Here is a 26,894-nt window from a genome sequence, read left to right as displayed (position 1 = left end):
GCGCCGGTCGGGCGCGGCAGATCGGCCGCCCCCAGCAGCATCAGGGCCTCCGCGACGCAGACCTTCGCGAACTCCCCGAGGTGCAGAGACTCGTCGATGCCGTGGGCCCGGGACTCCGGGTCCTCGACACCGGTGACGAGCACCTCGGCGTGGGGGAACACCTCCAGCAGGTCGGCGATGAACGGGATGGAGCCGCCGAGGCCGGTGTCGACCGGCTCGGTGCCCCAGGCCTGGGCGAAGGAGCGCCGGGCCAGTTGCATGGCCGGGGAGTCGTCCGCCGCGAGGAAGGGGCGTCCCTGCTCCCCCGGTGTCACGATCACCTGCGCGCCGCGCGGGGCGTGGTCGGTGAGGTGCCGGGTGAGGGCATCCATCGCACGCTGAGGCTCTTCCCCCGGGGCCAGGCGCAGCGACACCTTGGCACGGGCCTCATGGATGAGGGTGTTGGAGGCCTGCTGCACCGGTGTGGCGTCGATCCCGATGACGCTCAGCGCGGGCTTGGCCCACAGTCGCTCGGTGAGAGTGCCGCGCCCGGCCAGGGGAAGATCGGCGGGCACCCCGGCATCGCGGCGGAAGTCCTCCTCCGGCAGGTCGACCGTCGGGGTGGCGGCGTGGTGCAGGCCCTGCACCGCGACCTCACCGTCCTCGTCATGCAGGGTGGCCAGCAGCCGTGACATCTGAGTGAGCGCATCCAGCACGGGCCCGCCGAACATGCCCGAGTGCACGGCGAAATCCGCCACCCTCACGGTCACGGTGAGATCGACGAGGCCGCGCAGGCTGGTGGTCAGGGCCGGCGTCCCGACGGCCCAGTTGGAGCTGTCCGCCACGACGATGAGGTCGGCGGCGAGCTCCTCACGGTGGTCCTCGATGAAGGCGCGGAAGCTCGGGGATCCGGCTTCCTCCTCCCCCTCGACGAACACGCTCACACCGACGCCGAGACGGGCGAGCTCCTCGCCCACCAACCGCAGAGCGGTCACGTGGGCCATCACCCCGGCCTTGTCATCGGCGGCACCACGGCCGTAGAGGCGGTCACCGCGCTCGGTCGGCTCGAACGGCGGGGTGGTCCAGGCGCTCTCCTCGCCGGTGGGCTGGACATCGTGGTGGGCGTACAGCAGCACGGTCGGCATGCCCTCGGCCGCGGGGCGACGGGCCACGACGGCCGGTGCACCGCCGGCGGAGGAGGAGATGCGCACCTCCGGCAGACCGGTCGAGCGCAGCAGCTCGGCGACGGCCTCGGCGCTGCGCTGCACCTGCTCGCGGTCGTACCCCTCGAAGGCGATGGACGGGATCCGCACGAGGGACTTGAGGTCCTCGAGACTCTGCGGAAGGAGCTGCTCCAGGCGCTCCTGGAGAGCGTCACGGTCAGGCAGAGAGGCGGTGTCGGTGGTCGTCATGGCTCCACGCTACCGCCGCGGCGGTCCCCTAGAATCCTGCGGTGACCTCTCGCAAGTACATCCCCCCTGCCGACGCCGACGACGCCGCTCGCCCTGTCGCATCCTCCCCGGTCGAGGACACCTCCTCGCGAGGCGGCGAACCTGCCAAGCGCCCCGCCGGGAAGGGACGCCCGACCCGGTCGCGCGCGGAAGCGCTCGCCGCACGTCGCAAGCCGCTGGTGCCCGCCGACCGGAAGGCCGCTCGGGCCGCCGACCGTCAGCATCGGGCCGAGGAGCGCCAGCGCACCCAGCAGGCGCTGGTGACGGGGGACGAGACGAACATGCCCCCGGCACATCGGGGCCCGGAGCGGCGCTTCGTCCGGGACCTGGTCGATGCCCGCTGGAACGTCGGTGAACTGTTCTTCCCGGTGGCGCTGGTGATCCTGATGGTCACCCTGATCCTGCCGCTGCTGCGTCCGGATCTCTATGGGCTGGCGAACATCCTCATGCTCATCGTCCTGTGGGGCGGTATCGCCCTGACGGCGATCGATGCGGTCGTGCTGCGGCGGCGCCTGCGGGCGGCGCTCACCGAACGCTTCGGTTCCGTGGGCCAGGGGCTCGTGAGCTACGGGATCCTGCGCAGCATCCAGATGCGGATGCTGCGCCTGCCGAAGCCGCAGGTGGGGCGGGGCCAGGCGCCTCGTTGACGCACCCCGCGGTCACAGACGGGAGAGGGGCCCGACCACCGTGGGTGGTCGGGCCCTTTCCCGTCGGGTCTCTCGACGGACCGGCGCGGCGCGGCAGCCTCAGCCCGTCGGCCGCACTCAGCCCTTCGCGGCGGACCCGTCGGCGCCGCCGCCGCCGGGCGCGCCCTCGGGGGCTGCCTGGCCGCGACGCGGCGCCGCAGCTCCCGCCGGCGTGGCGTCCACCCCGGCCTCCTTGCGCTGCTGAGCGGTGATCGGCGCGGGGGCCTGGGTCAACGGGTCGTACCCGCCGCCGGACTTGGGGAACGCGATGACGTCGCGGATCGACTCACTGCCGGAGAGCAGCGCGACGATGCGGTCCCAGCCGAAGGCGATGCCGCCGTGGGGCGGGGCACCGAAGGCGAAGGCATCCAGCAGGAAGCCGAACTTCTCGCGCGCGGCCTCCTCATCGATTCCCATCACCTGGAAGACGCGCTCCTGCACATCCCGGCGGTGGATACGGATGGACCCGCCGCCGATCTCGTTGCCGTTGCAGACGATGTCGTAGGCGTAGGCGAGGGCCGACCCCGGATCCTGGTCGAAGGTGTCAAGGAACTCCGGCTTCGGTGAGGTGAAGGCGTGGTGCACGGCCGTCCAGGCGCCGCTGCCCACTGCCACATCCCCGGCGGCCACGGCGTCCCCGGCGGGCTCGAACATGGGGGCGTCGACCACCCACACGAAGGAGAAGGCGTCATGGTCGATGAGGCCGAGGCGCTCGGCGATCTCGTTGCGCACCGCACCCAGCAGGGCGCGGGAGGACTTCGCCTCACCGGCGGCGAAAAACACGCAGTCCCCGGGGGCGGCGCCGACGGCCTGGGCGAGGCCCTCGCGCTCGGCGTCGGAGAGGTTCTTCGCGACCGGGCCGCCGAGGGTGCCGTCCTCCTCCACCAGCACGTAGGCGAGGCCCTTCGCGCCCCGCTGCTTGGCGAACTCCTGCCAGGCGTCGAGGGTGCGACGCGGCTGGGAGGCGCCACCGGCCATGACGATCGCCCCGACGTACGGCGCCTGGAACACCCGGAACGGGGTGTCGGCGAAGTACTCCGTCATCTCGCTGATCTCGAGGTCGAAGCGCAGGTCGGGCTTGTCCGAGCCGTAGCGGCGCATCGACTCCTCGTAGGTGATGCGCGGGATCGGGGTGGTGACCTCGTGGCCGGCGACGGCCCACACCCGCTGCACCACGCGCTCCGCGAGGGCGATGACGTCCTCCTGGTCCACGAAGCTCATCTCGATGTCGAGCTGTGTGAACTCCGGCTGCCGGTCGGCGCGGAAGTCCTCGTCGCGGTAACAGCGGGCCAGCTGGAAGTACTTCTCCATACCCGCCACCATCAGCAGCTGCTTGAACAGCTGCGGCGACTGCGGCAGGGCGTACCAGGATCCGGGCGACAGACGCGCGGGCACCAGGAAGTCGCGGGCGCCCTCGGGAGTGGAGCGGGTGAGGGTCGGGGTCTCGATCTCGACGAAGCCCTCGTCGAGGAGGGTCTCGCGGGCGGCACGGTTCACGGCCGAGCGCAGCCTGAGCGCCCGCGCGGGGGCGGGGCGGCGCAGGTCCAGGTACCGGTACCGCAGACGGGTCTCCTCGCCGACCTCGGTACGCTCGTCGATGACGAAGGGCAGCGGCGCGGAGGGGTTGAGCACCTCGACCTCCTGCGCGTCGACGTCGATCGCGCCGGTGGGCAGGTCGGGATTCTCGTTGCCCTCGGGGCGGCGCACGACGGTGCCGGTCACGCGGATCACGTACTCGGAACGCAGGTGCAGGGCCTCATCCTCACGCACCACGACCTGCGCGATCCCGCTGGCGTCACGCAGGTCCAGGAAGGTGACACCGCCGTGATCACGGCGACGACCGATCCAGCCGGCGAGCGTGACGGTCTGGCCGATGTGCTCTTCGCGGAGCGCGCCGGCGTCATGAGTGCGCAGCACAGGGGTTCCCTTCGTCGAGGCGGGATGGATCCAGGGCGCGATCCTATCGCGCGTGAGGTATCTCGCCCGGCGCTGCCCTGTCCCGGATCACCTCGCCCCCGTAGGGTGGAGAGCTGTCCTGATCTGCGAGCGTGTGGGTCCTCCACCGACCAGAAGGACGCCATGACCGACGTCGCCCCGACTCCCCCCACCGAACCCGCCGACGACGCCGCCTCCGCGCCGGCCGAGGACGTCGCCCGCACCGACACCCACGGCGGACTCGACGCCGCCGATGGCGCCCCCGTCCCCGCCGGTTTCGATGCGTTGGGCCTTACGCCCGAGCTGCGTCGCGCCGTCGACGCCCTCGGGTACCGCACCCCCTCCCCGATACAGGAGCAGGCGATCCCCGCCCTGCTGTCGGGACGGGACGTGATCGGTGTGGCACAGACCGGCACCGGCAAGACCGCCGCCTTCGGCCTGCCGCTGCTCGCGGCCGTCGACCCGCAGGTGCGGGACGTGCAGGCCCTGGTCCTGGCCCCCACGCGCGAACTGGCGATGCAGGTGGCCGATGCGATCAGCTCCTTCGCCGCGCAGGTGGCGCAGCTGGAGGTCGTCGCGGTCTACGGCGGCTCCCCCTACGGTCCGCAGGAGCGGGCGCTGGCGCGCGGCGCCCAGGTCGTCGTGGGGACCCCCGGCCGCGTCATGGACCACATGCGCAAGGGCACGCTGCGCCTGGACGCGGTGCGCTACGCGGTGCTGGATGAGGCCGACGAGATGCTCCGGATGGGCTTCGCGGAGGACGTCGAGGAGATCCTGTCCCACTCCCCCGCCACCCGGCAGGTGGCGCTGTTCTCCGCGACCATGCCCCCGGCGATCGAACGGGTCGCCGAGGAGCACATGACCGACCCGGTGAAGGTGACGGTCGCACGGCAGTCGACCACCGTCGCGAACGTCACCCAGCGCTACGCGGTGGTGCCCTTCCGCCACAAGACGGGCGCCCTGGTGCGGGTCCTCGCCACCTCCCCGGCTCAGGCGGCGATCGTGTTCGTGCGCACCCGTTCCGCCGCGGAGGAGGTCGGTGCCGCACTCGTCACCCAGGGGATCGTCGCCGCCACCATCAGCGGGGACGTGCCCCAGAAGGAGCGTGAACGGATCGTCGAGCGGTTGCGGGACGGCAGCCTGACGGTGCTCGTCGCCACCGATGTGGCCGCCCGCGGCCTGGATGTGGAGCGCATCGGCCTGGTCGTGAACTTCGACGTCCCTCGCGAGCCCGAGGCGTACGTGCATCGGATCGGCCGCACCGGCCGTGCGGGCCGCACCGGTGATGCCGTCACCTTCGTGGCGCCGCATGAGCGCCGCACTCTGCGGGCGATCGAGAAGGCCACCCGGCAGCAGATCGAGGAGATGACCGTCCCCTCCCCGCGGGACGTGTCCCGGCATCGTTTCGCGCAGCTGCTGGAGCGCCTGCCCGAACGAGAGGAGCGCGGACGCCTGGACCTGTACACGGAGATGCTCTCCGAGTACCTGGAACGCACCGGGGCGGATCCGGCGCGGCTGGCGGCGGTGCTGGGGGCCCTGGCGATCGGGGACGAGGGACCGGCCGCCGACGCTCCTGCGGAGGAGGAGTTCGAGCGGGCATCCTTCCGTGGGGAGGAGCGCCGTGGCCGGGACCGGCACGACCGCGACGGCGAGGACGACCCCGAGGGCCGCGGGCATCGCGGCCGTCCGGAGCGCAGCCCCCGTCCCGAGCCCGGGTACACCGCGTACCGGGTCGCCGTGGGGCACGCCCAGGGTGTCAAGCCCGGGGCGATCGTCGGTGCGCTCACCGGGGAGGGCGGCCTCACCGGCAAGGAGGTCGGCAAGATCAGCATCTTCGGGTCGTTCAGCATCGTGCAGCTGAAGGGGCGTCTGTCGCCTGAGCAGCTCGATCGGCTGGGCAGCGCCCGGATCGGCGGTCGCGCCCTGCGGGTCAGCCCGGATCGTGGTCCCCGCCGCGACCGGGATGACCGGAACGATCGCCGCGGCCGTGACGAGCGTCGGGACCGCGCCGGCCGGGACGACCGGGAGGATCGCCGTGGTCGTGGTGAGCGCCGCGAATGGCGCGGGGAGCGCCGCGACTGGGACGACCGCGGCCCGCGCGGCGACCGCACCGGTGCCCGGCATGACAGGTTCCAGGCGAAGAAGGCCCGGGGTCCGCGCCACCACGACCGCTGACACAGCGCACCATCCATGGAGCGCTGATGCGACGCTGAGCCCGACGGCCCGCGGCAGGCTCCCAGGATGACGAACGAGGCCCGCCACCGACTGGTGGCGGGCCCCGTTCGCGCGTGGTGTCGGCGCCGTGCGAGCGGCGACGCGGAGGTGTCAGCCGCGCTTCTCGGCCTCGGCCTTCGCCTGCTCGTAGGCGGCGCGCACCTCGTCCATGTCCAGCGCGCGGACCTTGCCGATCAGATCCTCCAGATCGGCCTCGCGCAGAGCACCGGGCTGCGAGAACACCGGGACGCCCTCGCGGTAGATGACGATCGTCGGGATGGAGGTCACGCCGTACTGCATGGCCAGCTGCTGCTGGTCCTCGGTGTCGACCTTCGCGAAGGTGATGTCCTGGTGCTTCTCGGAGCTCTTCTCGAAGATCGGAGCGAAGCGCTGGCACGGCATGCACCAGCCGGCCCAGAAGTCGATGAGGACGATGCCGTCCTTGACGGTCTCGTCGTGGTTCTGCGTGGTCAGAGTGATGGTGGCCATGTCCGGCTCAACGTCCTTCCGAAGCGGGGGATTCCGGCCCCGACCCTACCATGAGCACCGTCACCGCGCCGGGTCGACCGGCGTGACCCGCACCAGGCGGTCCTCCTCGGCGGGCATCCAGGTCGCAGGGTCGGCATCGGTCTGGTCCCCGGAACGGATGTCCTTCACGCGGTGGCCGCCGTCCTCGTCGGCGGGGAACCACACGAAGGGGATCCCGCGCCGCTCCGCGTGCCGGATCTGCTTGCCCATCTTCTGCGCCGCGGGCGAGACCTCACAGGGGATGCCACGGGAGCGCAGATCCCGGGCGACGGCATCGGCATCGCCGCGTCGCTCCTCCTGCGGGACCGCCACCAGCACGCACGAGGGCACCGCCCGGCTGGCGGTGACCATCGGGGCCGACAGCATGCGGGAGACCAGGCGTGACAGGCCGATCGACAGGCCGACCCCGGGATAGGTGTGTCGGTTGTCGGAGGCGAGACGGTCGTAGCGCCCCCCGGAGCAGATCGATCCGAGGGACTCGTGACCCTCGACGAAGGTCTCGAACACGGTGCCGGTGTAGTAGTCGAGACCGCGGGCGATCGAGAGGTCGGCCTGACAGATCCCCGGCACGGCCCGATTCACGCGTTCCACGACGGCGGTGAGGGCCGCAATGCCCGCCTCGACCTGCTCACCGGCCCCGCCGAGCTCTCGCACGCGGTCGGCGAAGGACGCATCCGGGGTACGGATGCTCGCGAAGTCCAGGGCGCGGCGCGCCTGCTCGGCGTCGGCCCCGGCCTCCTGGCGCAGCAGAGCCTCCACCGCGTCGGGGCCGATCTTCGCGAGCTTGTCGAGCCCGCGCAGCACGGCCGGGACGTCCTCCAACCCGATGGACCGGAAGAACCCCTCCGACAGTTCGCGGGTGTTGGCGCGGATCGACACCGTCGGCAGCGGCAGACGGTGGAGGATCTCCGCCATCACGATCGCGACCTCCGCCTCCATGTGCCCCGGCAGGGTGTCCTGCCCGACGATGTCGAGATCGGCCTGGTAGAACTCACGGAAGCGGCCGTCCTGCGGGCGCTCACCACGCCACACCTTCTGGATCTGGTAGCGGCGGAAGGGGAACGCGAGGTCGTTCTGGTGCTCGAGCACGTACCGCGCCAGCGGCACCGTGAGATCGAAGTGCAGACCGAGGGTGCGGGCGGGGTCGCCGTCGTCCTCACCGTCCTCGGCGTGGAGGCGGCGCAGGACGTACACCTCCTTGTCGATCTCACCCTTGCGCAACAGCTGCTCCAGCGGCTCCACCGCGCGGGTCTCCAGGGAGCAGAAGCCGTGCAGCTCGGCCACCTCGCGGAACATGTCCAGGACGTAAAGCTCGACCTGCCTCTGAGCGGGCAGCCACTCGGGGAAGCCGGACAGCGGGGTGACCTTCGCCATGGGCGCGGTTCCTTTCTGGGAGGGACGGGTGTACCCATTATCCCGCCCGTCCGTCCCCCGTTCAGCGGGCGATCCCCTGGGCGGTACGCCCACCGGTGCGCGGTAGAGTTCCGGTCCGAGGTGGCGTCCGTCACCTCGTCCTGTCCGTCGGCGCTGCCGACCGTCCGTCCGCCCCCGGCGGACCAACACCCCGAGGAGCTCCCGTGACCGAGTCCGGCGACACCACCGCGACGCCCACCCCGCGTCCCGCCGCCCCCTCCCCGGCCGCCCTGGCCGGTCGGCGGCCCGCTGCGCCGCTGGTGTCGGCTGCTCCCCCGGCGGTGGAGCACGACCCGGAGCAGGTGCGCGAGGCCCTCGCCTTCGGTTCCGTGGCCGAGGACGGCTCCGTGCAGGTGCAGGACGGGACCCAGCTGCGGACGATCGGCACGGTCGATCCGGCCCAGGCGCAGGACACCGAGGCCGCGCTCACGCCCTACGCCCACGCGTACCTCGAGCTGGTCACCTTCCTGGATCACACGGAGCAGCGTCTCGCCGCGCCCGAGCACACCCAGGCGGATCTGAACCGCATCCTGGAGCAGCTGCGCAAGAACCTGAAGGAGCCAGCGGTGGTCGGTGACCTCGCGGCGCTGCGCGGCCGGGCGCATGAGCTGCGTGACCGGGCCAAGGCCCTCGTCGCCCAGATGGAGCAGGAGCGTGCACAGGCGCGGGAGGCCGCCGTGGCGCGACGCACCGAGTTCGTCGAGTCGATCGAGCAGCTGGTGGCGACCGATCCCTCCCGGATCTCCTGGAAGAGCGCGGCGGAGACCATGCGGCAGATGGTGCCGACGTGGAAGGAGATGCAGCGGGAGGCACCGATCGACCGCGCCACCGAGGATGGGCTGTGGAAGCGGCTCTCGGCGGCGCGCAGCTCCTTCGACCGTCTGCGCAAGCAGCATTTCAGACGCCTCGACGAGGAGCATGCGCAGGCCGAACGCATCAAGGAGGGTCTGATCGCCCGCGCCGAGGCGCTGCAGGACTCCACCGACTGGGGTCCGACGGTGCGGGAGTTCCGCGGTCTCATGGATGAGTGGCGTGCCGCCCCGCGCGGCAGCCGCCGAACGGACGACGCCCAGTGGGCACGGTTCAAGGCCGCCCAGGACACCTTCTTCGCCGCCCGCAACGCCGACCTGCAGGCCTCCGAGGCCGAGCAGCGCCGCAACCTCGAGGTGAAGGAGCAGCTGCTGCAGGAGGCCGAGGCGATCGACCCGCGGGCCGATCTGGAGGGTGCCAAGGAAGCCCTGCGGAGCATTCAGGACCGCTGGGAGGAGGCCGGCAAGGTGCCGCGCGCCGACCTGCGCCGGGTCGAGGACCGTTTGCGGGCGGTCGAGCGGACGGTGAAGCAGGCGGAGGATGCCGAGTGGCGCCGCACCGACCCCCGCACCCGCGCCCGGGTGGAGGGAGCCTCCAGTCAGCTGCATGCCGCGATCGCCGGGTATGAGGAGGACCTCGAGAAGGCCAGGCGCAGCGGGGACGCGAAGCGCATCGCCGACGCCCAGGCCGCGCTGGACGCCCGCCGCGAGTGGCTCGCGGTCATCGAGCGTTCGGCCAAGGATCTCGGCTGAGGCCACCGGGACCGCTGGGACGACTCGGCTCGTACCCCACGTTTCCTCCCCATTCTCGACTGTCCACAGTCACTGCGGGTGCCCGCGCCCCCTCTGCCTAGGCTCGCCGCATGGCATCGGGACAGGACACCGCGCGCCCCGGGGAGGAGGATCCGGGGGGCGGTGCCCTGGCGTCCCGGAGTGCCGAGGCTCGACGTGCCGCGTTCATGCTGATCCGCACCCCGGTCCCGGAACACCCGTGTTCCGCCTGGTCGGAACACGCCGCCGACCTGGCCCATGATATGGAGCGGATGCTGGTGCGCTTCCCGGTCTCCCCCGCCACCGACGCGATGATCCTGCGGGGTGAACTGGTGCCCGTGGTGCCCGGCGTGCAACTCCCCCCGGATCTCACGCTCCATGCTCCCCTGCGGGCGGTCCTCGTGGGGTGCGCCGTCGGTCCGGCGTTGCGCCACCACCATGTGGTCGGTGCCGCCACCGCCCTGTGGGTGGCTGTCGGTGGCCGCCCACCCCGGCCCCTGGATCTGGTGACGACGGCCCGGCCGTCCTCGCTGTGCGGGGTGATGGTGCGTCAGGCGCCCGTGGGACCGGAGGACGTGGAGATGGTGGGCGGGGCCCCGGTGGTGGTGCCCTCGCGCGCGGCCCTGGATGTGCTGAGGTTCCTGCCCGACCGCGCCCTGTCGCTCATCACGGCGGCGCTCATGAGCGGGCACCTTGACCCGCGGGAGGTGGATCTGCGGTTGCAGACCATCGACGGGCACCCCCACGCGCGTCGGGCTCGGGAACGCTGGGAACGTCTGCGTCCGGGCCGTGCGGTGACCGGGCCGCCGCCCCACCGGGATCGGGAAACCGCGCACCGACCGCTCGCCGGTCTGCTGCCGTCGCCGCCGCCGTCGGGGACACTGCCGCCGCTGGTGCGGAGGCGGGATCAGCAGGAGGTCGCGCCGGGGTGAGGCCCGGGCAGGGGCATCGGACTCCTCCGGGCGCCCGCCTCACACGCCGGCGGTCGCCGGCGCGACGGGCTTGCCGTCGACGGTGACGCGGAACGCGTCGTACACGCCCTCCACGCGGCGCACGGCCGAGAGCACCGAGGCCAGATGCGAGGGCTCGGCCAGCTCGAACGAGAAGTAGGCGGAGGCCAACCGGTCCGCATTGGAGTGGCAGCTGGCGGACTGCATGTTCACCTGCTGCTCGGAGATCACCAGCGCCAGGTCGGTGAGCAGGCGCGGACGGTCCAGCGCCTCCACCTTGATGTGCACCAGATAGGCGCCGTGGTGGCGTCCGGACCAGTGCACGGGCACGATCCGATCGCCCTCGTGATGCCGCAGGTTCTGGACGTTGGTGCAATCCTCCCGGTGTACGGAGATCCCGGCACCCCGCGTGACGAAGCCGAGGATCGGGTCCCCGGGGACGGGGGTGCAGCACTTGGCGAGCTTCACCCACAGATCGTCCTGGCCATCGACCACCACCCCCTGGTCGGCATCGCCCGCGCTGCGCGCCACCCGGCTGCGGGCCTTGGTGGGGACGGTGGTCTCGGCGATGTCCTCCTCCACCGCGTCGGGACCCCCGAGCAGCGCGGTGAGGCGCTCGGCGACGTGCTGGGCACTGGTGTGCCCCTCACCGATCGCGGCGTACAGCGCGTCGACGTCGGCGAGATGGAGGTCGGCGGCGACGGTCTGCAGGGTGTCGTGGGTGAGCAGACGCCGCAGCGGCAGGTTCTGCCGGCGCATGGCCCGGGAGAGCTCCTCCTTGCCGCGTTCGACCGCCTCCTCGCGGCGCTCCTTGGAGAACCACTGGCGGATCTTCGTGCGTGCTCGCGCGCTGCGCACGAACGTCAACCAGTCCTGGCTGGGTCCGGCGTCGGGCGCCTTCGAGGTGAACACCTCCACCACGTCGCCGGTCTGCAGTGCCGATTCCAGCGAGACCAGTCGGCCGTTGACCCGGGCGCCCATGGTGCGGTGCCCCACCTCGGTGTGCACCGAGTAGGCGAAGTCCACGGGGGTGGCGCCCTGCGGCAGGGCGATGACATCTCCCTTCGGGGTGAAGACGTACACCTCCTGGCTGCTAATCTCGAAGCGCAGGGACTCCAGGAACTCCCCGGAGTCGGAGGTCTCCTTCTGCCATTCCATCAGCTGCCGCAGCCAGGCGGCCTCCTCGGTGGCGCTCTGGGAGATCTCCCCCTCCCCCGGCTTGGCCTTGTACTTCCAGTGCGCGGCCACGCCGTACTCGGCGCGACGGTGCATCTCGTGCGTGCGGATCTGGATCTCCACCGGTTTGCCGGTGGGGCCGATCACCGTGGTGTGCAGCGACTGGTAGAGGTTGAACTTCGGCAGGGCGATGTAGTCCTTGAACCGGCCCGGCACTGGCGACCAGCGGGAATGCAGGATGCCCAGCACCGCGTAGCAGTCGCGGACCGTGTCGACCAGCACCCGCACCCCCACCAGGTCGTAGATGTCGGCGAAGTCGCGGCCGCGCACGATCATCTTCTGGTAGATGGAGTAGTAGTGCTTGGGGCGACCGGTCACCTCGGCCCTGATCCGCGCGGCCCTCAGATCGGCGTTGATCTGCCCGGAGACCGACCGCAGGTAGCTCTCCCGGGCGGGGGCGTGTTCGGCCACCAGGGAGACGATCTCCTCGTACACCTTCGGGTACAGCACCTGGAAGGAGATGTCCTCCAGCTCCCACTTCATGGTGTTCAGGCCCAGGCGGTGCGCCAGCGGCGCGTAGATCTCCAGGGTCTCCTTCGCCTTGCGCTCAGCGGAGGAACTCGACACGTACTTCCAGGTGCGGGCGTTGTGCAGCCGGTCCGCGAGTTTGATGAGGAGCACCCGCACGTCGCGGCTCATCGCGACGATCATCTTGCGGACGGTCTCGGCCTGGGCAGCCTCCCCGTAGGTGACCTTGTCGAGTTTGGTGACGCCGTCGACGAGGACCGCGATCTCCTCCCCGAAGTCGTCGCGCAGGGCGTCGAGGGAGTAGTCGGTGTCCTCGACGGTGTCGTGCAGCAGCGCCGCGGCGATGACCTCCTTCGGGCTGCCGAGCTCCGCAAGGATCGTGGCCACCGCCACCGGGTGGGTGATGTAGGGGTCGCCACTCTTGCGCATCTGGCCGTGGTGCGCGCGTGATGCGACGGCGTAGGCGCGGCGCACCAGCGCCAGGTCCATCTTCGGGGAGACCTTGGCGATCGCCTGCAGCAGCGGCGCGAGGATGCGGTCCTCCGCCGGGGCGTTGCGGTATCCGAACAGGCTGCGACGGGGGCGGGGCCGCCACGGCGGCAGCACCGGGGTGCTGTCGGTGCTTCCCTCCTCAGGGGCCGAGGCGCCGGGGGCGGTGCTGCGATCGTCCATGGGGGCCTCCCTCGTTCCGCGGGGGCGCCAGTCTACGCCCACGGCGACGACGGAGGTCGGGGCACGTGCGGGGGCGGCCCAGCCGGTCTCAGTCGGGGATCGGCCAGACGACGGTGACGTTGACCTCGGGCAGCTGACGGCGCCCGCCAAGGGCCTCCAGTTCGATGAGGAAGGAGGCGCCCAGCAGCTCCGCGCCGAACTCACGCACCAGGGCGATGGTCGCTGCGGCGGTGCCACCGGTGGCGAGGAGATCGTCGACCACCACGGTGCGGGCACCCGCGGGCAGGGCGCCCTCGGCCATCTCCACGGTGGCGCTGCCGTACTCCAGGTCGTAGCTCAGGCGGCGGGGGTTCCCCGGGAGCTTGCCGGCCTTGCGGGCGGGCACGAAACCGGCGCCGAGTTCGTACGCCAGCGGCGCCCCGAGCACGAAACCGCGGGCCTCTGTGCCGACGATGTATTCGACGTCCGCGGGCAGCAGGCTCGCCCAGTGGCGGATGATCGCGTGCAGAGCATCGGCGTCCCGCAACAGCGGGGTGATATCGCGGAACAGCACTCCGGGCTGCGGGAAGTCGGGGTACTCCGCGATGTGGGTGCGCATCAGCTCGGCGAGGCGGGTCTCGTCGAGCGCGGCGGGACGGTCGGTCATGAGGTCCTCCCTCAGGCGGTGGGTGCGGCGACGGATCCACCGCGGGATGGGGGCGTGGCGGGCCGGCGCGCCCCGCCCAGTCGGCGCAGATCGACCAGCAGCCCGGGGGCGAGGAAGATCGACGAATAGGTGCCGGCGAGGATGCCGACGAACAGGGCCAGGGAGATGTCCTTCAGGGTGCCGGCACCCATCAGCAGCGCGCCGATCACGAGGATCGACCCGACCGGCAGCAGCGCCACCACCGAGGTGTTCACCGACCGCATGAGGGTCTGGTTCGCGGCGAGCTCCACCGCCCCGGCCATGTCCCGGCCGTGGGCCTGCTGCGGATCCTCGAGGTTCTCGCGGACCTTGTCGAACACCACGATGGTGTCGTAGAGCGAGTACCCCAGGATGGTGAGGAACCCGATCACGGTGGCCGGGGTGATCTCGAAGCCGACCACCCCGTACACCGCGGCGGTCACGAGCATGTCGTGCACCAGGGCGATCATCGCCGCCAGGGAGGCGCGAAGGTCCCGGAAGTACAGCGCCATCACCGCGGCCACCAGCGCCAGGAACACGGCGACACCGCGGAGCATCTTGGCGGTCACATCGGCGCCCCACACCGGGCCGATGAACGAACTGGAGACCCCGGCGGGCGGCACGTCGTACGCCTCGGCGAGGCGGGCTCCCAGCTGGGCGGTGCGATCGGAGTCGAGCTGTTCGGTGCGCACCCGCACCGTGTCCTCCCCGAGCACGGTGATGCTCGGCTCGCTGCCGGGCACCTCCTCGCGCACGATCTCCCGGGCGATCTCCTGATCAGGGGAGGCGACGCCCGCCACCTGGAACTCGGAGCCGCCGGTGAACTCGATGCCGAGGTTGGCCCCGCGCAGCACCGCGAGGGTGCCCAGCAGCAGGATCGCGACGATCGACAACAGATACCACAGGCGGCGACGGCGCACGATCGGGAGGCTCCGCCGACCGGCGTGCAGGTCGTTGCCCAGTCGGGCCATGCGCGTGGTCATCGGGCCTCCTCCCCGCCGGTGGGGTCATCCGGACGGGTCTCCCCCTGCTCGGCCGCGAGCCGGGCCTTCCGGGCGGCCAGCGATTCGGCCGGCACCTCGGCCCGACCGCGCCGACCCCGCTCCTGCGGGGTGCGCACGCGCCCTCGGCCCGCGTACGCCGGGACGTCCCGGTCCAACTGGGCGGGATCGAGTCCGCTCCACGGGTGACCCTTGCCGAAGAAGCGCGTCTCCACCAGGGAGCGCAGCAGAGGGTGGGTGAACAGGACCACCACCAGCAGGTCGAGGATGGTGGCCAGCCCGAGGGTGAAGGCGAAGCCCCGCACGCCGCCGGTGGACAGGGCGTACAGCACCCCGGCGGCGATGAGGTTCACCGCATCGGAGGCGACGATGGTCCGGCGTGCTCGTTCCCACCCGCGGTCGACGGCGCTGACGATGCCGCGCCCGTCGCGGATCTCGTCCCGCACACGCTCGAAGTACACGATGAAGGAGTCGGCGGTGAACGCGATCGAGACGATCAGACCGGTGACGCCGGCCAGCGACAGGCGATAGCCGAACTCCGGCAGGTTCGACATCACGGTGATCACACCGTAGGCGAGGGCCGCCATGACGATCAGGCTGGCGGTGGTGACCAGGCCCAGGACCCGGTACTGCACGAGGGCGTACACCACCACCAGGGCGAGACCGATGAGCCCCGCCAGCAGACCCTTCTCCAGCTGGTCGGTGCCGAGCGTGGCGGAGATCTGCTGCTCGGACTGCACCTCGAACTGCAGCGGCAGGGCACCGAAGCTGATCTGGTCCGCGAGTGTCTGCGCCGTCTCCTGGGAGAAGTTGCCGGTGATGGAGGCCTCCCCACCCGGGGACGGCTCCTGCACGAACGGTGCGGAGATGACCTGGTCGTCCAGCACGATCGCGAAGGACTGGGTCACGCCCTGCTGGTTGTAGAGGGCGGAGGTCATCTGCGCGAAATCCTGGGCGGCGGACTCCTGGAAGCGCATGTTCACGGCGAACGCGCCGGTGGGCTGCCCGGTGGGGCTGGACTCGGCCCCGATGTCGGCCGAGCGGATCTCCGAACCCGCCACGACCTCCGGCCCGAGGACGAACTTCGCGGTCCCCGCGGCGTCGCACACCACCATCGGTTCCGTTGCGGGAGTGCCGGCGGCGGCCTCCTGCACGGAGCGGGGATCGGTGCAGTCCGCGGCCAGAGCCTGCCGTTCCACCTCGGGGGTGATCCACTGATCCGACCACGCCGGGTAGGGCAGACCGCCGGACCCCCCACCGCCGTCGGATGCGGCGGGAGCAGCCGGATCCGCCTGGGGGTTCGGTGCGACAGGGCCGGAGAACTGCTGCTGGGAGGGGTCGGGGGCGCTGTCGGAGGGCGCTCCCCCGGCATCACTGCTGCCCTCGGGAGCCATCTGCGCCAGCACCGGCCGGAAGCTCATGGCGGCGGTCTGCCGCAGAGCAGCGCTGGTCTGCTGGTCCATCTGGCCGGGGACGCTGACGACGATGTTGTCGCCGCCCTGGACGCTGATCTCGGTCTCGGCCACACCCATCGCGTTGATGCGCTGGGCCATGATCTGGCGCGCCTGGTCCATGGCGTCACGCCCCACGGGCCGACCGTCCAGCGAGGAGGCGTGGAGGATGACCTGGGTGCCGCCCTCGAGATCCAGGGCGAGAGCGGGCGCGGGAGACCACCCTCCCCATCTGGTGCCGGCGCCGATGCCCACGCCGAGCGCGAGCAGGAGTACCGCGAGCGCCGCCAGGGCGATGCGTCGTGCGGGCATGAGCTGCGTCCCTCCCGGCCGCCTCAGCGCTCGGCGCGCGGATCGCGCGGATCGTCCAGCGGGCGATCGGCCTGCAGGTCGTCGCCCCGACGGTCCACGGAGGTCTGCGGGACGGAGGCGTCACCGACGGGCTCCGGCTGGTCCCCGGCGAGGGTGCCGGTGGCCGTGGTGGGGTCGACCTTGAAGGCGATGGCCTGACGGGCCCACTTCGTCTGGGCACCGGACTCGGTCTCGAGGATCACGACGTCGTCGTAGAGCTCAGTGACCAGGCCGTAGAAGCCGCTGTGCGTGCGGACCTCATCGCCGACCTCGAGGGCGGCGAGCATGGCCAGCTGCTCGCGCTGCACCTTCCGCTGCCGGCTGGACAGCCACAGCATGGGCAGCATGAAGACGAGGAACAGCAGGATCAGAGGGAGGAGGTCCACCGGTGTCCTTCCGAGGGCGTGCGGCGACCACCTCGGGCCGCCGATGACCGCCCCACTCTACCGGCCGGACCTCCGGGATGAGGGAGACGCCGAGCGGCCCGCGCCTCAGAACCGTCCGAGCGGTGGCTGTGTCGTCGTGTCACCGCGCGGTGCGGTGAGCCCCAGGTGCTCCCAGGCGGCTGGTGTCGCGAGACGGCCGCGGGGACTGCGCGCCAGCAGCCCCTCCCTCACCAGGTACGGCTCGACCATGGTTTCCACGGTCTCGGTCTCCTCCCCCACGGCAGCCGCGAGTGTGGACAGCCCCACCGGTCCTCCGCCGAAGCGTTCGCACAGGGCGGTGAGCACGGCCCGGTCGAGTCGGTCCAGCCCGCGGTCGTCCACCTCGTACATGGCGAGGGCCGCTCGGGCGGCGTCACGATCGAGGGCCCCGCTGCCGCGCACCTGTGCCCAGTCGCGCACCCGGCGCAGCAGCCGGTTGGCGATGCGGGGGGTGCCGCGGGAGCGCAGGGAGATCTCGGCGGCGGCGTCCTCGGCGATCTCCACGCCGAGCCGTGCCGCGGATCGTTGCACCACGACCTCCAGCTCCTCGGGGCGGTAGTAGTCGAGGTGCCCGACGAAGCCGAAGCGGTCGCGCAGCGGGGCGGGCAGCAGACCGGCCCGGGTGGTGGCGCCGACGGCGGTGAACGGCGGCAGTTCCAGCGGGATGGAGGTGGCGCCGACGCCCTTGCCGACGACGACGTCGACGCGGAAGTCCTCCATCGCGAGGTACAGCATCTCCTCGGCGGGGCGGGCCAGGCGATGGATCTCGTCGATGAACAGCACCTCCCCCTCCTCCAGGGAGGAGAGGATCGCGGCGAGGTCCCCGGCATGCTGGACGGCCGGCCCGGAGGTGAGGCGCAGCCCGACCCCCAGTTCCTGGGCGATGATCATGGCCAGGGTGGTCTTGCCCAGGCCCGGGGGCCCCGACAGCAGCATGTGCTCCGGCGGCCGACCCCGGGCGGCGGCGGCGTCGAGCACCAGGGAGAGCTGTTCTCGCACTACGCTCTGGCCGACGAAATCCGCGAGGCGGCGGGGACGCAGCGCCGCCTCGGCGGCCCGCTCCAGAGCCCCGGAATCGGGATCCATGAGCCCCTCGCCCTGAGTGATCCCCCGGGAGGCGCCCGGATGGTCCCCGGCCACCCCGGGATGGTCGGTCCCGGTCACCGCGCACCCCCGAGGCTGCGCAGGGCGGCGCGCAACACGGCGCCCGGTTCATGGTCGTGCTCCTCGGCCACGGCGGTGACGGCCGCCGCCGCGGCCTTCTCCGGCCAGCCGAGCCCGACGAGGGCCTCGACCACATCGGCATCGGCCCCGGACGGGGAGGCTGCGGGGGCCGGCGCCCCCGTGGAGGCGGCATCGGACGGCGCCACCTCGGTGGCCGGCCCCAGGCGGTCCTTCAGCTCGAGCACCATGCGCTGCGCGACCTTCGGCCCGATGCCGGGAGTGCGGGTGATGGTCTTGACATCCTCCGCGGCGACGGCACGACGCAGATCGTCCGGGGAGAGCACGGCGAGCACCGCCAGGGCGATGCGGGGGCCGATGCCGGAGACCGACTGCACGATCCGGAAGACCTCGGTCTCCTCGGGCCGGGGGAAGCCGTACAGGGTCAGGGAGTCCTCACGCACCACCAGTTCGGTGTGCAGGGTCAGCTCGTCGCCGTGACGGGTCTCCAGCAGCGCCTGGGGGTGGTGCGCACCGCGTAACCGACACCATGGACCTCCAGCACGAGATGGTCCAGGCCCAGGTGGGTCACGCGTCCGGTCAGGGTGGAGATCACGGGCCGATCTTAGAACGGTTGTTCGATCAGAAGCGGGAGGTGGAGCGCTCGCGGGCGCGTCGGGCGCTGCGCTCGGCCTCCGCCCACACCGCCTGGGCGCTGGTGCGGGCCGCACCCCGGGCGTCGGTGCGCACCGGGCCGGGTCCGCGCCACAGCTGGGTGAGGGCGATGGCGAGGGCGTCGGCGGCATCGGCCGGTCGCGGGGGACCGCTGAGCCCGAGCACCCGCACCAGCATCGCCTGCACCTGCGCCTTGTCGGCCCTCCCGGAGCCGGTGACCGCGGCCTTCACCTCGGAGGGGGTGTGCATGGCCACGCGGATGCCCCGTTCGGCGGCCACCAGCACGGCGATGCCCGCCACCTGGGCGGTGCCGATGACGGTGGAGGTGTTCGCCTGGCTGAACACGCGCTCGATGGCGATGACGTCGGGGGCGTGCTCCTCGACCACCTGTCGCAGTTCGGTCGCCATGGCCAGCAGGCGCTGGTCGAGGGCGTCCTCGGCGGGGGTGCGGAGGACCCTGACGTGCACCAGGCGGGCGGACCTCCCCGCCCCGGCGTCGAGCACCCCGACACCGCAGCGGGTGAGTCCGGGGTCGACGCCGAGGACGCGCAGGCTCACGCCGCGCTCACTCCTCCTCGGCGAGCTGCGCCGCGACGTCCTCGGGGATGTCGACGTTGGAGTAGACGTTCTGCACGTCGTCGCTGTCCTCGAGGGCGTCGATGAGCTTGAGCACCTTGCGGGCGCCGTCGAGGTCCACGGCGGTGCGCATGGTCGGCACGAACTGCGCCTCGGCGCTGTCGTAGTCGATGCCAGCCTCCTGCAGGGCGGTGCGCACGGCCACCACGTCGCTGGCCTCGCTGAGGATCTCGAAGGTGTCGCCCTCGTCGGTGATCTCCTCGGCGCCGGCGTCGAGGACCACCTCGAGGATCTCGTCCTCGCTGCGGTCACCCTTGGGCAGGGTCACGACGCCCTTGCGCTCGAACAGGTACGCCACCGAGCCGGAGTCGGCCATGTTGCCGCCGTTGCGGCTGAAGGCGAGGCGCACCTCGGAGACCGCGCGGTTCTTGTTGTCCGTGAGGCACTCCACGAGCAGCGCCACACCGCCCGGGGCGTAGCCCTCGTACATCAGGGTGGTGTAGTCGACGCCGCCGCCGTCGAGACCGCCACCGCGCTTCACCGCACGGTCGATGTTGTCATTGGGGACGGAGGACTTCTTCGCCTTCTGGATGGCGTCGAACAGCGTCGGGTTCCCGGCCGGGTCGGGCCCGCCCACACGCGCGGCGACCTCGATGTTCTTGATCAGCTTCGCGAAGAGCTTGCCCCGCTTGGCGTCGATCGCGGCCTTCTTGTGCTTGGTGGTCGCCCACTTGGAATGACCCGACATGTGCTGATCGTCCTCCCGTCCCGTTGCTCTGGCCGGACCAGTGTACGGGCCCGGGAGATTCAGCGCGTCGCGGCGCCCTCCCCTGCGCGGGGGCGTCCCGGCACCACGGAGCGGGCGAGGGCGGAGACCAGGCGGCGGTCGGCGGTGATGCGTTCCAGCAGCTCCCGTTCACGTGCCCGGATCCGCGGGGTGATCCGCCCGTGCAGGGCGCTCTCCCGTTCTACCGCGAGTTCCACGGAGGAACGGATGAGGTCGTGCATCCCGATCCGAGCGATGGCTCCATGGCGGGCGGCCCACTTCTCGGCGCGGCGGCGGCCGCGCAGGGCCACCATCGTGTCGACCTCCTGCGGGGAGAACCAACCGGCCCGCCCGTACTCGGCCAGGCGCCGCCTCACAATGCGACGCTCCCGCAGCCGCAGCGTGATGACGATCCCCGCGATGGTGAGGAAGATCGGCACCTGCACGATCAGGTAGTAGCGCAGGAAGCTCTCCACCGGGCGCTCCGGGTCGAGGTCGAGCAGGAACGCGGCCGAGTTCCACAGGGCGTGCAGACCCATGCCGGTGCACAGCCCGATCAGACCCAGGCCGACCGTCAGGGGGATCGACCGCCGGGCCATGCCCAGGCCGAGGCCGAGACCGCACAGGCTGGTGAAACACGCGTGCGCGAAGGGCGAGAGCAGACCCCGCAGCACGAAGGTCCGCCAGAACACATCGGCCTCCCCCACCGCCTGCGCCTGGGCGAAACTCTCCCCGAAATACAGGATGTTCTCGGTGAAGGCGAACCCGGCGGCGGCCAGGGTCGCGTACACGACCCCGTCGATGGGTGTGGAGAGGAAGCGCCGACCCCACAGAAGCAGCAGCACCACCCCGGCGCTCTTGGCGCTCTCCTCCACCAGGGGCGCCTGCACCACCGCGCCGAGGAAGTCCGCTGATCCGCGGCCGCCCTGCGGCTCAGACAGCAACAGCATCACCACCGAGCCGATCACCAGGCTGAGCGCCACCGAGGCCGCCGCACCCCAGGCGAAGGCATAGACGAGGGTGATCCGCGGCTGCGGGGTGTACCGGTCGATCCACCACACGGCGGTCAGCACGATCGCGACCGGCACCAGAGCAGCGGTGAAGGCCACCAGGCTGGACCCGAAGCCCAGAGGGCGGATCGCCATCATCCACACGCCGAAGAACGTCAGCGCCAGCATCCCCAGGACCAGGCCCCAGACCAGGCGCCGCACCCACGGCCGCTGTCTCCGTCCGGGAGCGGGCACGGCACCGGGCAACCGGCCCGGCGCGAAGGGGTCGGAGCGGTCGACGTCGTAGGCGTAGGAGGCGGTCACGAGCTCGGCCACGCCTCCGCGTAGAGCCGACGGGTATCCGCCAGCAGAATCGGCAGGGCCTTGGTGCGGCCGACGATCGGCAGGAAGTTCGCGTCGCCGAACCAGCGCGGCACCACATGCTGGTGCAGGTGGCCGGCGATCCCGGCACCCGCCACATCCCCCTGGTTCATCCCGAGGTTGAAACCCGCCGGGTGCGAGACCTCACGGATCACCCGCATGGCGGTGCGGGTGAGATCGGCGACCTCTCGCACCTCGTCCTCGGTGAGGTCGGTGTAGTCGGCCACGTGACGGTACGGGCACACCAGCAGGTGACCGCTGTTGTACGGGTACAGGTTCAGCACCACATAGGCCACCTGGCCGCGGTGGACGATCAGGGCGTCCTCATCGGAACGCCCCGGCGAGGCGCAGAACGGGCACTGCTCACCGTCGTTCGGGTCGTCGGGCTTGCCCTCCCCGTCGATGTAGACCATCCGGTGCGGGGTCCACAGCCGGTCGAGCGCATCCGGCACCCCCGGGAAGGCGTGCGGCTGCTCGGGGGCCGGGTCGCCGACGGCGTGTCCGGGGGTGGTGGTCATCTCACACCTGCACCCGGTCGCGGATCGCGGCGACGATCCGCTCGACGGCCTCGTCGACGGGGATGCCGTTGTCCTGGCTGCCGTCACGCAGGCGGAAGCTCACCGCACCCTTCTCCTGGTCCTCGCCACCGGCGATGAGCAGGTAGGGCACCTTCTCCTTGGTGTGGGTGCGGATCTTCTTCTGCATGCGGTCGTCGGAGGCGTCGACCTCCACCCGCACACCGCGCTCGCGCAGCTTCGCCGCGACCTCCTCGAGGTAGGGCACGTACTCGGCCGCCACGGGGATGCCGACCACCTGCACCGGCGACAGCCACACCGGGAACGCCCCGGCGTAGTGCTCCACCAGCACCCCGAAGAAGCGCTCGATGGAGCCGAACAGGGCGCGGTGGATCATCACCGGTCGCTGCCGAGAACCGTCGGGGGCTGTGTACTCGAGGTCGAAGCGCTCCGGCAGGTTGAAGTCCAGCTGAATGGTCGACATCTGCCAGGTGCGCCCGATCGCGTCACGGGCCTGCACGGAGATCTTCGGGCCGTAGAAGGCGGCGCCGCCCGGATCCGGCACCAGGTCCAGACCGGAGGCCTCGGCCACCTCCCGCAGGGTCTCGGTGGCCTCCTCCCAGGTGGCGTCGTCGCCGACGAACTTCTCGGGGTTCCTCGTGGACAGCTCCAGGTAGAAGTCGTCCAGACCGTAGTCCTTGAGCAGGTCCAGCACGAAGGTGAGCAGGGTGGTGAGTTCCTCGCGCATCTGCTCACGCGTGCAGTAGATGTGCGCGTCATCCTGCGTGAAGCCGCGGGCGCGGGTGAGGCCGTGGATCACCCCGGACTTCTCATTGCGGTAGACGGTGCCGAACTCGAACAACCGCAGCGGCAGCTCCCGGTACGAGCGCCCGCGGGAGCGGAAGACGAGGTTGTGCACCGGGCAGTTCATGGGCTTGAGGTAATAGTCCTGGCCCTGCTTGGTGATCTGCCCCTCGGCGTCGCGCTCCTCGTCCAGGTGCATCGGGGGGTACATGCCCTCCCGGTACCAGTCCAGGTGACCGGAGACCTCGTAGAGGTGTCCCTTGGTGATGTGCGGCGTGTTCACGAAGGAGTACCCGGCCTCGACGTGCCGACGCCGCGAGTACTCCTCCATCTCCATCCGGATCATGGCGCCCTTGGGGTGGAACACCGCCAGTCCCGAACCGATCTCGTCGGGGAAGGAGAACAGGTCCAGTTCACTGCCCAGGCGGCGGTGGTCGCGGCGCTCGGCCTCGGCGATGCGCTCCTGGTAGGCGCGCAGTTCCTCCTTGCTGGGCCAGGCGGTGCCGTAGACGCGCTGCAGCATCGGGTTCTTCTCGCTGCCGCGCCAGTACGCGGCGGCCGAGCGGGTCAGGGCGAACCCGTTGCCGATCAGTCGGGTGGACGGCAGGTGGGGGCCGCGGCAGAGGTCGGTCCACACCACCTCGCCGCGACGGTTCACGTTGTCGTACATCGTCAGGCCACCGGCACCGACCTCGACGGAGGCACCCTCGGCGGCGTCGGAGGCGTTCGACTTCAGCCCGATGAGCTCGAGCTTGTACGGCTCGGAGGCCTCCTCGGCGCGGGCGTCGTCGTCGGAGATCTCTCGGCGCACGAAGCGCTGCCCCTCCTTGACGATCCGCCCCATCTCCTTCTCCAGGGCCTTGAGGGACTCCGGGGTGAACGGCTCGGCGACGTCGAAGTCGTAGTAGAAGCCGTCGGTGATGGGCGGGCCGATCCCGAGCTTCGCGTCCGGGTTCACCTTCTGCACGGCCTGGGCCAGCACATGCGCGGTCGAGTGGCGCAGGATCGCCAGCCCGTCCGGGGAGTCGATCGTCACGGCCTCGACCACCTGCCCGGCCGACAGCTCCGTGTCGAGGTCGCGCAGCTCCCCGTCGATGCGCAGCGCCACCACCTCCGGGCGGCCCTCGAACACCGTGGTGCCCGTGGTCCCCGCCTCGACGCTCCGGGGCGATCCGTCAACGGTGAGATCGAGCTGGGCCACAGGTGTCTCCTTGGGTGTCGGGGGTGAACCGGCCGACGATGCCGGGTCCGCGGACCATGGTAGCCAGGGCGCAGGTGACCGGCAGCCAGGGCACGGACCCCGGTTGCACCCGCGTGCCAGTGACCGCACCCCTCAGCGCAGCACCGAGCTGAGCAGCAGCGAGGTCTCGGAGTTCACGACCCCCGGGGTGCCGCGGATCTGTCGCAGCACCGCATCGAAGTGCGCGAGGTCCCGGCACACCAGCTCGGCCACCAGGTCCCAGCCCCCATTGGTGGTGTGGAGGCTCTGGATCTCCTCCAGTCCGCGCAGGCGTTCGACGACACGATCCGTGGTCCGGCCCTCGACTTCGATGAGACTGACGGCCCGCACCTGGCCCAGGAGCGCCGGTTCCCGCACGCGCACGGTGTACCCGGTGATGATGCCGCGGGCCTGGAGGGAATCCATGCGGGCCGTCACGGTGGCCCGCGAGACTCCCAGGACCTTGGCCAGGTGGGTGACGGGGGCACGACCGTCCCGGCGAAGGGCCGCGAGGAGGCGCTGATCGAGGTCGCTGAGCGCGGACATGCGCAGAATGCTAAAGCGACGCTGACATCCCGTCATCCGGGCCCCACATGTTCGCGCAGATCGCCTCTTCACTGCGCACTTCGTGTCCTCTAGGTTCATGCTGATCCGTTCCCCAGCCGGCGACGAGGCCGACCCGACCCCCGGCGCACGCCAGAAGGAGAGGACATGACCGACCTGCTCGATGTGGAGGCGATGGCGCGCTGGATCCAGCGCGATGGCGTCGAGAACATCCTCCGCGGCATGGCCGAGTACGTGGAGGCCGACTACCGCCGCTGGCAGTACTTCGACAAGACCCCCCGCGTGGCCTCGCACACCCCGTTCGGTGTGATCGAACTGATGCCCACGTCGGACGGCGAGCTGTACTCCTTCAAGTTCGTCAACGGCCACCCGTCGAACCCCGCCCGCGGTTTCCAGACCGTCACGGCCTTCGGCGCCCTGGCGGACGTCGGCAACGGGTACCCCATCTTCCTCGCGGAGATGACGCTGCTGACCGCCCTGCGCACTGCGGCGACCTCGGCGATGGTCGCCAAGCATCTCGCGCGGCCCGACTCCCGGGTGAGCGCGATGATCGGCTCGGGATCGCAGTCGGAGTTCCAGGCCCTGGGGCTGCGCGCGACCCTCGGCATCGAGGACCTGCGCATCTACGACGTCGACCCGCAGGCGATGGAGAAGATGCGCCGCAACCTGGAGCCCTTGGGATTCCGCATCCATCGGGCCGCCTCCGCCCGTGAGGCCGTCGAGGGCGCCGACATCGTCACCACCTGCACCGCCGACAAGGCCCTCGCGACGATCCTCACCGACGACATGATCACCCCCGGCATGCATCTCAACGCCATCGGCGGTGACTGCCCCGGCAAGACCGAACTGGACGCCGCGATCCTCGATCGCGGCCCGGTGTTCGTCGAGTTCGCCCCGCAGACGCGCATCGAGGGTGAGATCCAGCAGAAGCCGGAGGACTTCCCCGTCACCGAACTGTGGGAGGTCCTCACCGGCAAGCATCCGGGACGCACCTCCACGGAGGAGATCACGATCTTCGACTCCGTCGGCTTCGCCATCAACGACTTCTCGGGCCTGCGCTATGCGCGCGATGCCAACCTCGGCACGGAACTGATGGGCCAGGTGGACCTGGTCGCGGACCCCGAAGACCCCAAGGACCTGTTCTCCCTGGTCGACGTCCTCGCCCCGGTGAGCTGACCATGAGCGCGACCGCCACCGCTCGGCGTATCGCCATGCCCCCTGCCCCGGTCGCCTCCCTGGGGCCGAACACCGCGCCCGGCGCAGCGGCACCCCACACCGCCCAGTCCCCCGCAGCGGTGTTCCTGGTGCGACCGCGGCACTTCACCCCGAACCCACAGACCCTGGCCGACAACGCCTTCCAGTCCCCGGCCCTGGGCACGGCCGCCGAGATCGCCGCCCAGGCCCGGCGCGAGGTCACCACGCTGGCGGCCACGCTGCGCCGTCACGGGGTGCGGGTCACGGTCGTCGACGACTGCTCGACCTCCCGGCCGGACAGCGTCTTCCCGAACAACTGGCTCACCACCCACGCCGACGGCACGGTATGCCTGTTCCCGCTCCACGCCCCGAACCGTCGCAGCGAGCGCCGCGCGGATGTCGTGCGTCGCCTGCGGGAGGGTTTCCACGTCCGACGGGTCGTGGACTACTCACCACGGGAGGACGACGGCGCGTTCCTGGAGGGGACGGGCGCGATGGTGCTGGATCACGTGCACCGCGTGGCCTACGCCTGCCGCTCTCGCCGGATGGATGAGGACCTGTTGGCGGAGTTCTGCCGGGATCGGGGGTACCGCCCGATGGTCTTCGACGCCACCGATGCCGATGGTGTCCCCGTCTACCACACCAACGTGCTCATGAGCGTGGGGGGAACGGTCGCCGTGATCGGGGCGGAGATGATCCGCGACGAGCGGCAGCGTGACGAGGTGCTGCAGTCGCTGTGCGAGAGCGGACGCCACGTGGTGGAGGTCTCCGAGGAGCAGGTGCGGTCCTTCGCCGGGAACTGCATCGAGGTGGCGGGGCGCGAGGGTCCCCTGCTGATAATGTCGACGACGGCCCTCGCGTCGCTCACCGACAGCCAGCGGGCCCGGCTGAGCGAGCACGCCCGGTTGGTCGCAGTGGACGTGCCGACGATCGAGACGGCCGGAGGCTCAGTGCGCTGCATGATCGCGGGGAACCACCTCACCCCACGCGAGCGTTGACCGCGCCTCACCCGGGGCGGGACGCCCTTGCTCCATGGTCGGCAATGC

The 26,894-nt window shown here is 71.2% G+C and carries 24 protein-coding genes; 6 read left to right on the top strand and 18 right to left on the bottom strand.

Translation table 11 applies throughout. The features are described from left to right. Positions 1–1,391, bottom strand: a 1,391-nt coding sequence (locus tag JSY14_RS12335; protein ID WP_259559468.1) for a dipeptidase, incomplete at its 3' end; no start/stop codon positions are given. 41 nt (positions 1,392–1,432) lie between these two features. On the opposite strand from JSY14_RS12335, the gene JSY14_RS12330 reads away from it, so the two are divergent. Beyond that, entirely contained in the window at positions 1,433–2,077 is a 645-nt protein-coding gene (locus JSY14_RS12330; RefSeq protein WP_259559466.1) for a DUF3043 domain-containing protein, read from the top strand. A 117-nt stretch (positions 2,078–2,194) separates the two neighbouring features. Here JSY14_RS12330 and aspS read toward each other — a convergent pair whose 3' ends face one another. After that, a complete protein-coding gene (gene aspS / locus JSY14_RS12325) occupies positions 2,195–4,033 on the bottom strand; it encodes an aspartate--tRNA ligase (RefSeq protein WP_259559464.1) in 1,839 nt (612 codons plus the stop codon). Between the two features lie 162 nt (positions 4,034–4,195). Between aspS and JSY14_RS12320 the strand changes: the two genes are divergently transcribed. Next, positions 4,196–6,226, top strand: a complete 2,031-nt coding sequence (locus tag JSY14_RS12320) for a DEAD/DEAH box helicase (RefSeq protein WP_259559462.1) — start codon at positions 4,196–4,198, stop codon at positions 6,224–6,226. A gap of 150 nt (positions 6,227–6,376) precedes the next feature. Here JSY14_RS12320 and trxA read toward each other — a convergent pair whose 3' ends face one another. Together trxA and hisS are read right to left on the bottom strand one after the other, a co-directional pair. Beyond that, positions 6,377–6,754: a thioredoxin gene (trxA, locus tag JSY14_RS12315; RefSeq protein WP_259559460.1), complete on the bottom strand. Its 378-nt coding sequence runs from the start codon at positions 6,752–6,754 to the stop codon at positions 6,377–6,379. Positions 6,755–6,814: 60 nt separating this feature from the next. Then, positions 6,815–8,167: a histidine--tRNA ligase gene (gene hisS, locus JSY14_RS12310; protein ID WP_259559459.1), complete on the bottom strand. Its 1,353-nt coding sequence runs from the start codon at positions 8,165–8,167 to the stop codon at positions 6,815–6,817. 203 nt (positions 8,168–8,370) lie between these two features. On the opposite strand from hisS, the gene JSY14_RS12305 reads away from it, so the two are divergent. Both JSY14_RS12305 and JSY14_RS12300 read left to right on the top strand, forming a co-directional pair. Further along, the gene (locus tag JSY14_RS12305; RefSeq protein ID WP_259559456.1) at positions 8,371–9,768 is read left to right on the top strand and encodes a DUF349 domain-containing protein; all 1,398 of its coding nucleotides are present in this window, start codon (positions 8,371–8,373) and stop codon (positions 9,766–9,768) included. A 110-nt stretch (positions 9,769–9,878) separates the two neighbouring features. Then, positions 9,879–10,718, top strand: a complete 840-nt coding sequence (locus JSY14_RS12300; protein ID WP_259559454.1) for a hypothetical protein — start codon at positions 9,879–9,881, stop codon at positions 10,716–10,718. A 39-nt stretch (positions 10,719–10,757) separates the two neighbouring features. Here JSY14_RS12300 and JSY14_RS12295 read toward each other — a convergent pair whose 3' ends face one another. The 14 genes from JSY14_RS12295 to JSY14_RS12235 form a co-directional block, all read right to left on the bottom strand. Next, entirely contained in the window at positions 10,758–13,112 is a 2,355-nt protein-coding gene (locus JSY14_RS12295) for a RelA/SpoT family protein (protein WP_259559452.1), read from the bottom strand. A gap of 88 nt (positions 13,113–13,200) precedes the next feature. Next, positions 13,201–13,758 carry an adenine phosphoribosyltransferase gene (locus tag JSY14_RS12290; RefSeq protein WP_259559451.1) on the bottom strand — a complete coding sequence of 186 codons (558 nt, stop codon included), beginning with the start codon at positions 13,756–13,758 and terminating at the stop codon, positions 13,201–13,203. A gap of 11 nt (positions 13,759–13,769) precedes the next feature. Next, positions 13,770–14,759: a protein translocase subunit SecF gene (secF, locus tag JSY14_RS12285; protein ID WP_259559449.1), complete on the bottom strand. Its 990-nt coding sequence runs from the start codon at positions 14,757–14,759 to the stop codon at positions 13,770–13,772. Beyond that, the gene (secD, locus tag JSY14_RS12280; protein WP_259559448.1) at positions 14,756–16,540 is read right to left on the bottom strand and encodes a protein translocase subunit SecD; all 1,785 of its coding nucleotides are present in this window, start codon (positions 16,538–16,540) and stop codon (positions 14,756–14,758) included. The genes secF and secD overlap by 4 nt, the downstream gene beginning before the upstream one ends. A 23-nt stretch (positions 16,541–16,563) precedes the next feature. Then, complete coding sequence (gene yajC, locus JSY14_RS12275) at positions 16,564–16,965, bottom strand: preprotein translocase subunit YajC (protein ID WP_259559446.1); 402 nt, start codon at positions 16,963–16,965, stop codon at positions 16,564–16,566. 105 nt (positions 16,966–17,070) lie between these two features. Beyond that, positions 17,071–18,090 carry a Holliday junction branch migration DNA helicase RuvB gene (gene ruvB, locus JSY14_RS12270; RefSeq protein ID WP_259559701.1) on the bottom strand — a complete coding sequence of 340 codons (1,020 nt, stop codon included), beginning with the start codon at positions 18,088–18,090 and terminating at the stop codon, positions 17,071–17,073. A 74-nt stretch (positions 18,091–18,164) separates the two neighbouring features. After that, on the bottom strand, positions 18,165–18,632 hold the full coding sequence (gene ruvA, locus JSY14_RS12265; protein ID WP_432803661.1) for a Holliday junction branch migration protein RuvA: 468 nt from the start codon (positions 18,630–18,632) through the stop codon (positions 18,165–18,167). Between the two features lie 17 nt (positions 18,633–18,649). Continuing rightward, a complete protein-coding gene (locus tag JSY14_RS12610; RefSeq protein ID WP_432803660.1) occupies positions 18,650–18,781 on the bottom strand; it encodes an OB-fold domain-containing protein in 132 nt (43 codons plus the stop codon). Positions 18,782–18,807: 26 nt separating this feature from the next. Further along, the gene (gene ruvC, locus JSY14_RS12260; RefSeq protein WP_259559699.1) at positions 18,808–19,392 is read right to left on the bottom strand and encodes a crossover junction endodeoxyribonuclease RuvC; all 585 of its coding nucleotides are present in this window, start codon (positions 19,390–19,392) and stop codon (positions 18,808–18,810) included. Positions 19,393–19,405: 13 nt separating this feature from the next. Beyond that, positions 19,406–20,164, bottom strand: a complete 759-nt coding sequence (locus JSY14_RS12255; RefSeq protein WP_259559445.1) for a YebC/PmpR family DNA-binding transcriptional regulator — start codon at positions 20,162–20,164, stop codon at positions 19,406–19,408. Positions 20,165–20,223: 59 nt separating this feature from the next. Continuing rightward, a complete protein-coding gene (locus JSY14_RS12250; RefSeq protein ID WP_259559443.1) occupies positions 20,224–21,507 on the bottom strand; it encodes a PrsW family intramembrane metalloprotease in 1,284 nt (427 codons plus the stop codon). Next, positions 21,492–22,070 (bottom strand): HIT family protein, encoded by a 579-nt coding sequence (locus JSY14_RS12245; protein WP_259559441.1) that lies wholly within the window; start codon positions 22,068–22,070, stop codon positions 21,492–21,494. The genes JSY14_RS12250 and JSY14_RS12245 overlap by 16 nt, the downstream gene beginning before the upstream one ends. A 1-nt stretch (position 22,071) precedes the next feature. Beyond that, entirely contained in the window at positions 22,072–24,072 is a 2,001-nt protein-coding gene (gene thrS, locus JSY14_RS12240; protein WP_259559439.1) for a threonine--tRNA ligase, read from the bottom strand. A 132-nt stretch (positions 24,073–24,204) separates the two neighbouring features. Further along, positions 24,205–24,636: an Lrp/AsnC family transcriptional regulator gene (locus JSY14_RS12235; protein WP_259559438.1), complete on the bottom strand. Its 432-nt coding sequence runs from the start codon at positions 24,634–24,636 to the stop codon at positions 24,205–24,207. A gap of 165 nt (positions 24,637–24,801) precedes the next feature. On the opposite strand from JSY14_RS12235, the gene ocd reads away from it, so the two are divergent. After that, the gene (gene ocd, locus JSY14_RS12230; RefSeq protein WP_259559435.1) at positions 24,802–25,830 is read left to right on the top strand and encodes an ornithine cyclodeaminase; all 1,029 of its coding nucleotides are present in this window, start codon (positions 24,802–24,804) and stop codon (positions 25,828–25,830) included. Positions 25,831–25,832: 2 nt separating this feature from the next. Further along, on the top strand, positions 25,833–26,846 hold the full coding sequence (gene ctlX / locus JSY14_RS12225) for a citrulline utilization hydrolase CtlX (RefSeq protein ID WP_259559434.1): 1,014 nt from the start codon (positions 25,833–25,835) through the stop codon (positions 26,844–26,846). Positions 26,847–26,894 lie beyond the last annotated feature (48 nt).

The organism is Brachybacterium sillae, from assembly GCF_025028335.1.
GTDB classification, from domain to species: Bacteria; Actinomycetota; Actinomycetes; order Actinomycetales; family Dermabacteraceae; genus Brachybacterium; species Brachybacterium sillae.
The sequence above is the reverse complement of the archived record's forward strand: the minus strand, read 5'-3'. Positions and strand labels throughout refer to the sequence as shown.